This window comes from Streptomyces sp. NPDC059866 (assembly GCF_042731325.1).
GTDB lineage: Bacteria > Actinomycetota > Actinomycetes > Streptomycetales > Streptomycetaceae > Streptomyces > Streptomyces flavusporus.
Genome location: NZ_JBHWJT010000005.1, coordinates 175,379 through 188,172, shown reverse-complemented (window position 1 = coordinate 188,172; position 12,794 = coordinate 175,379). Strand labels below are relative to the sequence as shown.

The following is a 12,794-nucleotide window of genomic DNA, read 5'->3' as shown; positions in this document are numbered from 1 at the left end:
GACAGGGGCTTGCCCGTGTGTCTTACGGCCCCAATACAGGGCGGTCACCCCGCCCTTGTGTCCCGATTCATGGAACGCTGCACTAATCCTTCCACTGTCGGGTTTTCAGTGTGTCCGCGCCCGGTTTCGCAGCGTGATGGGCGCTCAACTCCCGTCGCTGCGAACCCCGGAGCGGGTGCGCATTAATCTCGTCGCGAGAACCTCGCCCCCGCTCCCGTGATCCGCTGCGCCACCCCTGCATGCCGGATACACGGACTTGACAGCTCTGGAGAAACTCGAGCATGAACCGCAAGACTTTGGTGCTGCCGGCTGTGGTCGGCCTGCTTGCGCCCGCGCTCGCCGCCTGCGGCGGGTCGGACAGCGGGAGCGACGGCGATGCGATTGGCGTCGGCACCACGGACCGGTTCATCGCCACCAAGGACGCCCCCGCGCCCCTCGATCCGGCGTACGCCTACGACGTCGGCACCTGGAACGTGCTGCGGCAGACCGTGCAGACGCTGATGGTCCAGCCGCGCGGCGACGGCGAACCCGTCCCCGAGGCCGCCCAGAGCTGCGGCTTCACCGACACCGGCAACGAGCGCTACGCCTGCAAGCTGCGCGCGGACCTGAAGTTCTCCAACGGCGACCCCATCACCGCGGCCGACGTGAAGTTCTCCATCGACCGGGCCCGCGCCATCAAGGCGGACAGTGGCGTCTTCGCGCTGCTGTCCACCGTCGACACCGTCGAGACGCAGGGCGACAACGAAGTCATCTTCCACCTCAAGACCGCGGACGCCACCTTCCCGTACAAGCTGTCGACCCCGGTCGCGGGCATCGTCAACCCCGACAACTACGAGAAGAACAAGCTGCGCGAGGGCTTCCAGATCGACGGCTCCGGCCCGTACACCCTTGAGGCCGAGGAGAAGAACGACGAACTCGTCCGGGCCGTGTTCACCAAGAACCCCCACTACAAGGGGGCGTTGACGGTGAACAACGAGGAGGTCGACATGGTCTCCTACAAGGACGCCGAGGCCATGGGCGACGCCCTCGACAAGGGCGACATCGACATGATGACGCGCTCCATGACGCCCGAGCAGATCGACAAGCTCTCCGCCGCCTCCGACGGCGACGTCGACCTCGTGGAGATGCCTGGCCTGGAGATCCGCTACCTGGCCTTCAACACCGACGCCCCGACGGTGAAGGACAAGGCCGTACGGCAGGCCATGGCTCAGATCGTGAACCGCAGCGAACTGATCTCCAAGGTCTACGGCTCCCAGGCCGAACCGCTGTACTCACTGGTCCCGGCCTCGATCACCGGCCATTCCAACGCGTTCTTCAACAAGTACGGCGACCCGAGCGTCACCAAGGCCAAGGCCCTGCTGACCGCCGCCGACATCACCACCCCGGTCAAGCTGACGCTGCACTACACGACCGACCACTACGGCGCCGCCACGAAGAAGGAGTTCGAACAGCTGCAGCAGCAGCTCAACGACAGCGGCCTGTTCGACGTCAGCATCGAGGGCACGCCCTGGGACACCTTCGTACCCGCCGAACGCAACGGCGAGTACGACGTGTTCGGCATGGGCTGGTTCCCCGACTTCCCCGACGCCGACAGCTTCGTCGCCCCGTTCCTCGACAAGGACAACTTCCTCAAGTCGCCGTACGCCAACAGCGAGATCCGCAACTCCCTGATCCCGGAGTCCCGACGTGCGGCCGACCGGCTGGGTGCCGCCGACAGCCTCAACCGGATCCAGGACATCGTGGCCGAGGACGTACCCATGCTGCCGCTGTGGCAGGGCAAGCAGTACGTGGCCGCGCGCGACGACGTCACGGGCGTCGCGTACGCTCTCAACTCCTCCTCGACCCTCCAGCTGTGGGAGCTCGGCCGCGGTGTGAGCGGCTGACCCACCCCCTTTCCGCGCCCGGGTCCTGGACGGCGGCCCGGGACCTTCGAGAACGACGTAAGGCACACGCAGTGAACATGCGCAACCAGTGGCCGGTTCTGCCGATCGTGGCCGGGCTGGCCTCCGGTCTGCTGACCGGATGCGGATCCGAGACCGGCGACTCCGGGGAGAACGGCTCCAACGTGGTCATGGGAATGTCCGACGACATCCTTTCCACGGACCCCGCGTCCGGCTACGACCCCGGCTCGTGGCTGTTGTTCAACAACGTCTTCCAGTCCCTGCTGAGCTTCCCCAAGGGCGGCACCGAACCGCAGCCGGAGGCGGCCCGGGGGTGCACCTTCACGGACACCTCGACCAAGGTCTACAAGTGCACGCTGAAGGACGGTCTGAAGTTCAGCAACGGTGACCCGCTCACCTCGAAGGACGTCAAGTTCTCCTTCGACCGCCTGCTGAAGATCAACGACGAGGCCGGTCCGGCCGTCATGTTCCCCATGCTCGACTCGGTCCGGACGCCGGACGAGAAGACCGTCGTGTTCATCCTGAAGGTCGCCGACGCCACCTTCCCCAGCAAGATCGCCTCCGGTGCCGGCTCCATCGTCAACCACCGGGAGTACGACGCGAACGGGCTGCGCAAGGACGGCGAGGCGGTCGGCTCCGGCCCGTACAAGCTCGACTCGTTCAGCGACGACGAGGCCGTGTTCTCGGTCAACGAGAACTACAAGGGCACCGCCGAGGTCCAGAACAGCGGCGTCACCCTGAAGTTCTTCCACGGCGACCAGAGCGCCCTGAAGGAGGCGCTCCTCGACAACAAGATCGACATCGCCTACCGAGGCCTGAGCGCCGGCGACATCGCCGACATCGAGAACGCCGACGACGACGCCGGGGTCAAGGTCGTCGAGGGCAGCAGCGCCGAGGTCCAGCACCTGGTCTTCAACATGGACGACCCCGTAGCCGGACAGCCCGGCGTCCGCAAGGCCATCGCCCACCTGATCGACCGCGAGGCCCTCATCGCGGACGTCTACCAGGGCACCGCGACCCCGCTGTACTCGATCATCCCGGCCGGTATCGCAGGCCACAACACGGCCTTCTTCGACACCTACGGCGCCCGCCCCTCCAAGGCGAAGGCCGCGGCCGCGCTGCGCGCCGAAGGCATCACCGGCAAGGTCAAGCTCACCCTCTGGTCGACCCCCTCCCGCTACGGCCCCGCCACCGACCAGGAGTTGGCGGCGATCGCACAGCAGCTCAACGCCAGCGGCCTGTTCACCGCCGACGTGCAGTCCGTCGCCTTCGACCAGTACGAGAAGGACATCGCCGACGGCAAGTACGGCGTGTACGTCAAGGGCTGGGTGCCCGACTACCCGGACGCCGACAACTTCACCGCCCCGTTCTTCGGCGAGGGCAACGTCCTGGGCAACAACTACACCAACAGCGAGATCACCGGCACCCTCATCCCCAGCACCGCCGCCGAGAGCGACCGCGCGGGAACCGACGAGGCGTTCGGGGAGCTGCAGAACATCGTCGCCGAGGAACTCCCCGTCCTGCCGGTCTGGCAGGCCAAGCAGTACGCGGTGGTCAGCGAGACCGTCTACGGCCTGGAGTACTGCCTCGACGCCTCGACCGTGTTCCGGTTCTGGGAGATCAGCAAGGGCTGAGCAGCCGACACACGACAGGGCGCCCGCTTCCTCGGAAGGGGGCGCCCTCGGCGTCGTACGGCCGCAGACGGGGTCACTGCGCGCCGGGGCGCACCAGACCGCTCTCGTAGGCGTACACCGCGGCCTGCACCCGGTCCCGCAGGCCCAGCTTGGTCAGCACATGGCCCACATGCGTCTTGACCGTGGTCTCGCTGACGAACAGGTCGGCGGCGATCTCCGCGTTCGACAGTCCACGCGCCACCAGCTTCAGAACCTCCACCTCGCGCTCGGTGAGGGTGTTCAGCGTGTCGGGGACGGGTTCGTCGCCGGACGGCAGATGCGTGGCGTACTTGTCGAGGAGCCGCCGTGTGACGCTCGGCGCGAGCATCGCCTCGCCGGCCGCCACGACCCGGATCGCCTGCACCAGTTCGCCTGCGGGGGCGTCCTTCAGGAGGAAACCGCTGGCGCCCGCCTTGAGAGCCTCCACCACATACTCGTCGAGGTCGAACGTGGTCAGCACCAGCACCTTCGCCGGGCCGTCCCGCCCCGGGCCGGTGATCTGCCGGGTCGCCTCCACGCCGTCCATCCGCGGCATGCGGATGTCCATCAGCACCACATCGGGCTGCAGAGCCCGCACCTGGTCGAGTGCCTGGAGGCCGTCTCCGGCCTCGCCGACGACCGCGATGTCCTGCTCGGCCTCCAGGATCATCCGGAAGCCCGTACGCAGCAGCGGCTGGTCGTCGACCAGTAGGACACGGATGGCCACGTAAGTCTCCTTCGCTAGTCCGGCCCCATTCTGCCCTGCTCCGAATCCTCCGACCCGACCCCCCTCACGGGCAGCGGATACGGCGGGGGAGTGCCGCCGAACTCCGGGCACACCGCCTGGTGATCGCACCAGCCGCACAGCTTCGTCGGCCGCGGCCGCCAGTCGCCCGTCTCGGTGGCCCGCCGGATCGCCTCCCACAGCGCCAGCAGCTTGCGCTCCACCCGCTCCAGATCGGCGAGGACCGGATCGTACGTCAGAACGTCACCACTGCCGAGATAGACGAGCTGCAGCCGCCGCGGGACAACCTTCTTCAGCCGCCAGACCACCAGGGCGTAGAACTTCATCTGGAACAGCGCACCCTCGGCGTACTCGGGCCGGGGCGCCTTGCCCGTCTTGTAGTCGACGATCCGCACCTCACCGGTCGGCGCCACATCCACCCGGTCGATGATCCCGCGCAGCCGCAGCCCCGACTCCAGCTCCGCCTCCACGAACAGCTCACGCTCGGCCGGCTCCAGCCTGCTCGGATCCTCCAGCGTGAACCAGCGCTCCACCAGCTGCTCCGCCTCACCCAGCCAGCGCGCCAGCCGCTCCCCGTCCGGGTCGTCGGCGAACAGCTCCTCGACCTCCGGCCTGGTCCGGCGCAACCGCTGCCACTGGCCGGAGATCAGCGACTTGGCCCGGGGCGCGGTGCGCTCCTGCGCCGGGGCGTCGAAGAGCCGCTCCAGGACCGCATGCACCAAGGTGCCTCTGGTCGCCGCCTCGCTGGGCTTCTCCGGCAGCCGGTCGATCACCCGGAACCGGTACAGCAGGGGACACTGCATGAAGTCGCCGGCACGCGAGGGCGAGAGCGAGGTCGGCGGTATGACGACGGGCTCGGTGGCGACAGCCGTGGCCGTCGCTGCCGTCACTGCCGTCGCCGTCGTAGGCTCGGCCATGACCGACGGATCCGTCCGGGCCCCGGCCGTGCCGCCGCTGGGGGCCTGCGCCGCGCCCTCGGTGCTGGTGTCCATACCCACAGACCATACGGCCCACCACTGACAGTGACGCACCCCGCGGCCGCAACCCCTGCCACGGCAAGGGAAACAGAGGGGGTGCCGGGGCGGAACGCATCCCGACGGCCGCATACCATCGACCCGAGACCCTTCCGCCCGGCAGGCGCGGGAGACGCTTCAAAACGAGGGGACACCGTGGACGAGAGCGGCGGGAGCGGGCAGCCGCGGTCGGGCACCGACGAAACGGCCGAACAGCAAGCGGACCGTACGGCCCCGACCACCGACCCCACACGCCCCGACGCGCCCACCGAACCGCCCGAGGCCCGGACGCCCCCGGCGGAGCGCGCGGAAACCGACCCGGCCGACGCCGAACCCGACCCGGCGCCCCCCGCCGACGACCACCCGGCACCCACCCCTCACCCCGCCCCCGCCCACCGCCACCTCGCCCACACCGGCACCGGCCCCGACAAGGGCCCCGCCCCGCAGCGTCCGGAGCCCAGAGGCGGCCTGCTGATGGGGCGGCCGTTCGGTGTGCCCGTGTACGTCGCCCCGAGCTGGTTCCTGGTCGCCGCCCTGATCACCTGGGTGTTCGGCGGACAACTGGAGCGTGTACTGCCCGAGCTCGGCGCGGCCCGCTATCTGGTCTCCCTCTTCTTCGCGGTCGCCTTCTACGCCTCCGTGCTCGTACACGAACTCGCCCACACCGTCGCCGCCCTCCGCTTCAAGCTCCCGGTCCGCCGCATCCAGCTCCAGTTCTTCGGCGGCGTCTCCGAGATCGAGAAGGAAGCCGAGACCCCCGGCCGGGAATTCGTGCTCGCCTTCGTCGGCCCCCTGCTCTCCCTCGTCCTCGCCGGCCTCTTCTACCTCGCCCTGCAGCCCGTCGAACCCGGCACGGTCCCCGGCGTCCTGCTGGCCGGCCTGATGATCTCCAACCTGATCGTCGCCGCCTTCAACCTCCTGCCCGGCCTGCCCCTCGACGGCGGCCGCATGCTCCGCGCCGTCGTCTGGAAGATCACCGGCAAGCCGATGAGCGGCACCATCGCCGCCGCCTGGGTCGGCCGCGCCCTCGCCGTCGCCGTCCTGATCGGCCTCCCGCTGCTCACCCAGTCCGGCGCCCTCGGCACCGAAGCGGTCGACAACGTCGGCATGGACACCGTCATGGACGCCCTGCTCGCCGCGATCCTCGCCGCCATCATCTGGACCGGCGCCGGCAACAGCCTGCGCGTCGCCCGCCTGCGCGAACACCTCCCGGAACTGCGCGCCCGCACCCTCACCCGCCGCGCCGTGCCCGTCGAATCCGAGACACCCCTCTCGGAGGCCCTGCGCCGCGCCAACGCCGCCGGCGCCCGCGCCCTCGTCGTCGTCGACGCCGACGGCAACCCCACCTCACTCGTCCGCGAAGCCGCCATCGTCGGCGTCCCCGAACACCGCCGCCCCTGGGTCGCCGTCAGCGGCCTCGCCCAGGAGCTCACCGACGGCATGCGCGTCTCCGCCGAGTTGGCCGGCGAAGACCTCCTGGAGGTACTGCGCGCCACCCCCGCCACCGAGTACCTGGTCGTCGAGGAGACCGGCGAAATCTACGGCGTCCTGTCCGCCGCCGACGTCGAGCGCGCCTTCGTCAAGGCCATGGCCAGGCCCTCGTAGCACCCCGCGGCCCGTGGTCGGCGCCCACCAGAAACGCCGGTAGGCTGGTCACATGTCCGAACCGACCGGTGCCGCCCGCAGGCGCGGGCCCTTCAAGGTCGGGGACCAGGTACAGCTGACCGACCCCAAGGGCCGCCACTATACGTTCACGCTCGAGGCCGGGAAGAACTTCCACACCCACAAGGGTTCCTTCCCGCACGACGAACTGATCGGCGCCCCCGAGGGCAGCGTTGTCCGCACCACCGGGAACGTCGCCTACCTCGCGCTGCGCCCCCTGCTCCCCGACTACGTCCTGTCCATGCCCCGCGGGGCAGCCGTCGTCTACCCCAAGGACGCAGGTCAGATCCTCGCCTTCGCCGACATCTTCCCCGGCGCACGCGTCGTCGAGGCCGGCGTCGGCTCCGGCTCGCTCAGCAGCTTCCTGCTGCGCGCCATCGGCGACCAGGGCATGCTGCACAGCTACGAGCGCCGCGCCGACTTCGCCGAGATCGCGCAGGCGAACGTGGAACGCTACTTCGGCGGCCCGCACCCCGCCTGGCAGCTCACCGTCGGCGACCTCCAGGACAACCTCAGCGACACTGACGTCGACCGCGTCATCCTCGACATGCTCGCCCCCTGGGAGTGCCTCGAAGCCGTCTCCAAGGCGCTCGTCCCCGGCGGCATCCTGTGCTGCTACGTCGCCACCACCACCCAGCTCGCCCGGACCGTCGAGTCCATCCGCGAAATCGGCTGCTTCAACGAGCCGACCTCCTGGGAGACGATGATCCGCAACTGGCACATCGAGGGCCTGGCCGTCCGCCCCGACCACCGGATGATCGGCCACACCGGCTTCCTGCTCACCGCCCGCCGCCTCGCCGACGGCGTCGAACCGCCCATGCGTCGCCGCCGGCCCGCCAAGGGCGCCTACGGCGAGGACTACTCCGGCCCCAACGCCGACGGAGGCATCGGCCGCTGAGGCGGCCTCCTGCCGCACACAACGTCACCGCGCCGTAGCCGAGTTCCCGCAACCCGCCGGGAACTCGGCCGCGGCGCTTTCCCGTTGACGCCGCACCAAAGGGCTGCCTCGCCAAGACACCACCGGCACAAGGGCCGCCCCCCGCCGTTCCCCCGCACTGTGACGTGTGGCACCATGCTGGCCACCCCCACCGGCACAGCCCTCACGGGAGACACTCCTAGTGCAGCAATCCGCCGTCCCGGAACTGGCACACACCCACACCCGCCCGATCCACTGGCTTGCCACCGCCACCGCTGTCGCCGGTGTCATGGCCCTCTCCTCGCTCCTGCAGCCGGACTCCGCGACCGCCGCCCAGACGCCGCCCCAGGAAACCCGGTCCGCACCCGTCGCCGCACCGCCCGCCCCCGAGGGTGTCGACTTCCCCCTCGAATGCGGCCCGGTACAGGCCGTGGTGGAACAGAAGGCCTCCGGCGACCTCGACGGCGACGGCCGGCCCGAGACGGTCGCCGTGGTGCACTGCGACGCGGGCATCAGCACGCCACCCGACGGCGTGTACGTGCTCACCCAGGGCGAGGATGCGTCACAGCCCCGCATCGTGGCGACCCTCGTCGACCCCAAGGACCGGTTCACCGTCAGTGACTTCGCCGTTCGCGACGGAGCAGTGCTGGCGACCCTGCTCGGCTACTCCTCCTCCGACGTACCGACATGCTGTCCGGACACGAAGGAGAACGCTAAGTGGCAGTGGAAGAACGGTGCGTTCGTCCGCTCGTCACCCGCAGACGCCCGAAGCGTCTGACACCCGCAACCGACGCATGTGAGAAATCCTACAGTCGTAACCCACCGTACGGATTTGGTCACTCTGCGTCCGGGCCGTACACCTCCACGCTGTCCGAAACTCGACGTACATGGATGCACTCACCCGGACACTCCTTCACCGAGTCGATCACATCCGTGAGAAGCGGCAGCGGCACGGGCGTTGTAGCCCCCTCCGCCTGCAACAACTGGTCATCCGCGCCCTTCACATAGGCCAGACCGTCGATGTCCAGCTCGAACACCTCGGGCGCGTACTGGGCACAGATGCCGTCACCGGTGCACAGATCCTGGTCGATCCAGACCTCCAGCGCCTCGCCGTCGACTCCGGCCTCCTGCTGCACGGTCACCTCTCCTGCCGTTTCTGCGTCGAGCCGTACGGGAATCCGGCCAGCTCTGACGGGTGTTGAACGGTTCGACACTACCTGCGCCCGCTTTCTCCTCGCGTTCCCTGGGTATTCCCCTGGCGTGAGGGAGAGCGCAAGGGTGAAGATCGGACACACCCCGACCGTCTTTGTGATCTAGGGGTTTCAATCGACACCCACCCAGGTAGGGTCTGGAAGCGTCCAGCTCCCCTTGGAGGAGGTGAGGACCGTGGCAGCCCACGACGACGACATGAACCGCGGCATCCGCCCAGGACGCGGGTCCGACGACCCGGCCGGGCAGATTGCCTACCTTGAGCAGGAGATCGCCGTCCTGCGACGTAAGCTCGCCGACTCTCCGCGACACACGAGAATTCTCGAAGAGCGGATCGTCGAGCTGCAGACCAACCTGGCCGGCGTGTCCGCACAGAACGAGCGACTCGCCAACACGCTCCGTGAGGCCCGCGACCAGATCGTGGCCCTCAAGGAAGAAGTCGACCGGCTCGCACAGCCACCGGCCGGCTTCGGAGTCTTCCTGCAGGCGAACGAGGACGGCACCGCCGACATCTTCACCGGCGGCCGCAAACTCCGCGTGAACGTCAGCCCCAGCGTCGAACTCGACGACCTGCGGCGCGGCCAGGAAGTAATGCTCAACGAAGCGCTCAACGTGGTCGACGCCATGGAGTTCGAGCGCGTCGGGGACATCGTCACCCTCAAGGAGATCCTCGAGGACGGCGAACGCGCCCTGGTGCTCGGGCACACCGACGAGGAACGGGTGGTACGGCTCGCCGAGCCACTGCTGGACGTCACCATCCGCGCCGGCGACGCCCTGCTGCTCGAACCCCGCTCCGGCTACGTCTACGAGGTCGTCCCCAAGAGCGAGGTCGAAGAACTCGTCCTCGAAGAAGTCCCCGACATCGGCTACGACCAGATCGGCGGCCTCGGCAACCAGATCGAAGCCATCCGCGACGCGGTCGAGCTCCCGTACCTCTACCCCGACCTGTTCAAGGAGCACGAACTGCGCCCACCCAAGGGCGTCCTGCTCTACGGACCCCCCGGATGCGGCAAGACACTCATCGCCAAGGCCGTCGCCAACTCGCTGGCCAAAAAGGTCGCCGAAGTCACCGGCCAGGCCGCCGGCAAGAGCTTCTTCCTCAACATCAAGGGCCCCGAGCTCCTGAACAAGTACGTCGGAGAGACCGAACGGCAGATCCGCCTCGTCTTCCAGCGCGCCCGTGAAAAGGCCAGCGAAGGCACCCCCGTGATCGTCTTCTTCGACGAGATGGAATCACTCTTCCGCACCCGCGGCTCCGGCGTCAGCTCCGACGTGGAGAACACCATCGTCCCGCAGCTGCTCGCCGAGATCGACGGCGTCGAAGGCCTGCAGAACGTGGTCGTGATCGGCGCCTCCAACCGCGAGGACATGATCGACCCGGCCATCCTGCGCCCCGGCCGACTCGACGTGAAGATCAAGATCGAGCGCCCGGACGCCGAAGCGGCCAAGGACATCTTCGGCAAGTACCTCACCGAACGCCTCCCGCTTCACTCCGAGGATCTCGGGGAACACGGTGGCGACAAGGACGCATGCGTCCAGGCCATGATCCAGACGGCCGTGGAACACATGTACGCCGAAACCGAGGAAAACCGCTTCCTGGAAGTCACCTACGCCAACGGCGACAAGGAAGTCCTCTACTTCAAGGACTTCAACTCCGGCGCCATGATCGAAAACATCGTGGGCCGCGCCAAGAAAATGGCGATCAAGGACTTCCTCGAACACAACCAGAAGGGCCTCCGCGTCTCCCACCTCCTCCAGGCCTGCGTGGACGAGTTCAAGGAGAACGAGGACCTGCCCAACACCACCAACCCGGACGACTGGGCCCGCATCTCCGGAAAGAAGGGCGAACGGATCGTCTACATCCGTACCCTCATCACCGGAAAGCAGGGCGCAGACACCGGACGCTCCATCGACACGGTGGCCAACACCGGACAGTACCTGTAAAAGACAGGGCGGCTGCGGGTGCCCTCTCCGGGTACCCGCAGCCGACTGCTTTCCGGGCCACGGCTGGAGCAAGGCTAATGACGCAAATGATCTCCCCACCAGCGCGGAGGCGTTCTAGGCTCGTCGGTACCGCCGAGTCGCGCAGTGCGGGGACGGGCACCGCACACGCAACCCAGCGCCAGCGGTATCTGAACGGCGCCCACGACCGAGGGAGCCGCCGGGCAAGGAGGGCCGCATGACCGTACGGCGAGTAATGGGCATCGAGACGGAGTACGGGATCTCCGTCCCCGGCCACCCCAACGCCAATGCCATGCTCACCTCATCCCAGATCGTCAACGCCTACGCGGCGGCGATGCACCGGGCCCGCCGGGCCCGCTGGGACTTCGAGGAGGAGAACCCCCTGCGGGACGCCCGAGGCTTCGACCTCGCCCGCGAGGCCGCCGACGCCAGCCAGCTCACCGACGAAGACATCGGCCTGGCCAACGTCATCCTCACCAACGGCGCCCGGCTCTACGTCGACCACGCCCACCCCGAATACAGCGCCCCCGAGGTCACCAACCCCCGCGACGCCGTCCTCTGGGACAAAGCCGGCGAACGAATCATGGCCGAAGCCGCCGAACGCGCAGCACAGCTGCCCGGCGCCCAGCCCATCCACCTCTACAAGAACAACACCGACAACAAGGGCGCCTCCTACGGCACACACGAGAACTACCTGATGAAGCGGGAAACCCCCTTCTCCGACATCGTGCGCCACCTCACGCCCTTCTTCGTCTCCCGCCAGGTCTTCGCCGGAGCAGGCCGCGTCGGCATCGGCCAGGACGGCCACGAACACGGCTTCCAGCTCAGCCAGCGCGCCGACTACTTCGAAGTCGAGGTAGGCCTGGAAACCACCCTCAAACGCCCCATCATCAACACACGCGACGAGCCACACGCCGACGCGGAGAAATACCGCCGCCTCCACGTGATCATCGGCGACGCGAACCTCTCCGAGATCTCGACCTACCTGAAACTGGGCACGACGTCGCTGGTCCTGTCCATGATCGAAGACGGCTTCATCGCCGTGGACCTGGCGGTGGACCAGCCGGTCCGCACCCTCCACCAGGTCTCCCACGACCCGACACTCCAGCGCCTGATCACCCTCCGCAGCGGCCGCACACTCACCGCGGTCCAACTGCAGATGGAGTACTACGAGCTGTCCCGCAAGTACGTGGAAGAGCGCTTCGGAGCCGACGCCGACGACCAGACCAAGGACATCCTCACCCGCTGGGAAGACACCCTCAACCGCCTGGAACGCGACCCCATGAGCCTCGCCGGCGAACTCGACTGGGTCGCCAAACGGGAACTCATGGAGGGCTACCGACGCCGCGACGACCTCGACTGGGACGCCGCCCGGCTGCACCTCGTCGACCTCCAGTACGCCGACGTACGCCCCGAGAAGGGCCTCTACAACCGCCTCGTCGCCCGCGGCCGCATGAAGCGCCTCCTGGACGACACGGGCGTCGAGCGGGCCATGGTCAAGCCCCCGGAGGACACCCGCGCATACTTCCGCGGCCGCTGCCTGGAGCAGTACGCCGACGACGTCGCCGCGGCCTCCTGGGACTCGGTGATCTTCGACCTCCCGGGACGGGACTCGCTCCAGCGCGTCCCAACCCTGGAACCGCTTCGCGGAACGCGTAATCACGTCAAGGAGCTCCTGGACCGCTGCCGCACCGCGGAAGACCTGGTCAGGGTCCTGTCCGGCGGGTGAGCAGA

At 68.3% G+C, this 12,794-nt stretch carries 10 protein-coding genes; 7 read left to right on the top strand and 3 right to left on the bottom strand.

Annotation, left to right across the window (positions count from 1 at the left end):
• The first annotated feature begins 281 nt into the window (after positions 1–281).
• Positions 282–1,883 (top strand): ABC transporter substrate-binding protein, encoded by a 1,602-nt coding sequence (locus ACFV7R_RS09460; RefSeq protein ID WP_385261759.1) that lies wholly within the window; start codon positions 282–284, stop codon positions 1,881–1,883.
• Between the two features lie 71 nt (positions 1,884–1,954).
• Positions 1,955–3,535 carry an ABC transporter substrate-binding protein gene (locus ACFV7R_RS09455; protein ID WP_385261757.1) on the top strand — a complete coding sequence of 527 codons (1,581 nt, stop codon included), beginning with the start codon at positions 1,955–1,957 and terminating at the stop codon, positions 3,533–3,535.
• Between the two features lie 73 nt (positions 3,536–3,608).
• Here ACFV7R_RS09455 and ACFV7R_RS09450 read toward each other — a convergent pair whose 3' ends face one another.
• Together ACFV7R_RS09450 and ACFV7R_RS09445 are read right to left on the bottom strand one after the other, a co-directional pair.
• The gene (locus ACFV7R_RS09450; protein ID WP_385261754.1) at positions 3,609–4,280 is read right to left on the bottom strand and encodes a response regulator; all 672 of its coding nucleotides are present in this window, start codon (positions 4,278–4,280) and stop codon (positions 3,609–3,611) included.
• Between the two features lie 14 nt (positions 4,281–4,294).
• Complete coding sequence (locus ACFV7R_RS09445) at positions 4,295–5,290, bottom strand: RecB family exonuclease (RefSeq protein WP_385261752.1); 996 nt, start codon at positions 5,288–5,290, stop codon at positions 4,295–4,297.
• A gap of 177 nt (positions 5,291–5,467) precedes the next feature.
• Between ACFV7R_RS09445 and ACFV7R_RS09440 the strand changes: the two genes are divergently transcribed.
• The 3 genes from ACFV7R_RS09440 (at position 5,468) to ACFV7R_RS09430 (ending at position 8,667) form a co-directional block, all read left to right on the top strand.
• Positions 5,468–6,916 carry a site-2 protease family protein gene (locus tag ACFV7R_RS09440; RefSeq protein ID WP_385261750.1) on the top strand — a complete coding sequence of 483 codons (1,449 nt, stop codon included), beginning with the start codon at positions 5,468–5,470 and terminating at the stop codon, positions 6,914–6,916.
• Positions 6,917–6,968: 52 nt separating this feature from the next.
• Entirely contained in the window at positions 6,969–7,871 is a 903-nt protein-coding gene (locus ACFV7R_RS09435; RefSeq protein ID WP_129796971.1) for a tRNA (adenine-N1)-methyltransferase, read from the top strand.
• 220 nt (positions 7,872–8,091) lie between these two features.
• Positions 8,092–8,667 (top strand): hypothetical protein, encoded by a 576-nt coding sequence (locus ACFV7R_RS09430; protein ID WP_385261747.1) that lies wholly within the window; start codon positions 8,092–8,094, stop codon positions 8,665–8,667.
• 58 nt (positions 8,668–8,725) lie between these two features.
• Here ACFV7R_RS09430 and ACFV7R_RS09425 read toward each other — a convergent pair whose 3' ends face one another.
• Complete coding sequence (locus ACFV7R_RS09425; protein WP_129796969.1) at positions 8,726–9,031, bottom strand: ferredoxin; 306 nt, start codon at positions 9,029–9,031, stop codon at positions 8,726–8,728.
• Positions 9,032–9,275: 244 nt separating this feature from the next.
• On the opposite strand from ACFV7R_RS09425, the gene arc reads away from it, so the two are divergent.
• Together arc and dop are read left to right on the top strand one after the other, a co-directional pair.
• The gene (arc, locus tag ACFV7R_RS09420) at positions 9,276–11,042 is read left to right on the top strand and encodes a proteasome ATPase (RefSeq protein WP_129796967.1); all 1,767 of its coding nucleotides are present in this window, start codon (positions 9,276–9,278) and stop codon (positions 11,040–11,042) included.
• Positions 11,043–11,277: 235 nt separating this feature from the next.
• The gene (gene dop / locus ACFV7R_RS09415) at positions 11,278–12,789 is read left to right on the top strand and encodes a depupylase/deamidase Dop (protein ID WP_385261743.1); all 1,512 of its coding nucleotides are present in this window, start codon (positions 11,278–11,280) and stop codon (positions 12,787–12,789) included.
• The last annotated feature ends 5 nt before the right edge of the window (positions 12,790–12,794 follow it).

What these genes read in the sequence shown, in the direction of transcription:
- ACFV7R_RS09445 (WP_385261752.1), bottom strand. Translation starts at nt 5,290, where the DNA reads ATGGACACCAGCACCGAGGGCGCGGCGCAGGCCCCCAGCGGCGGCACG.
- dop (WP_385261743.1), top strand. Translation starts at nt 11,278, where the DNA reads ATGACCGTACGGCGAGTAATGGGCATCGAGACGGAGTACGGGATCTCC.
- ACFV7R_RS09460 (WP_385261759.1), top strand. Translation starts at nt 282, where the DNA reads ATGAACCGCAAGACTTTGGTGCTGCCGGCTGTGGTCGGCCTGCTTGCG.
- ACFV7R_RS09435 (WP_129796971.1), top strand. Translation starts at nt 6,969, where the DNA reads ATGTCCGAACCGACCGGTGCCGCCCGCAGGCGCGGGCCCTTCAAGGTC.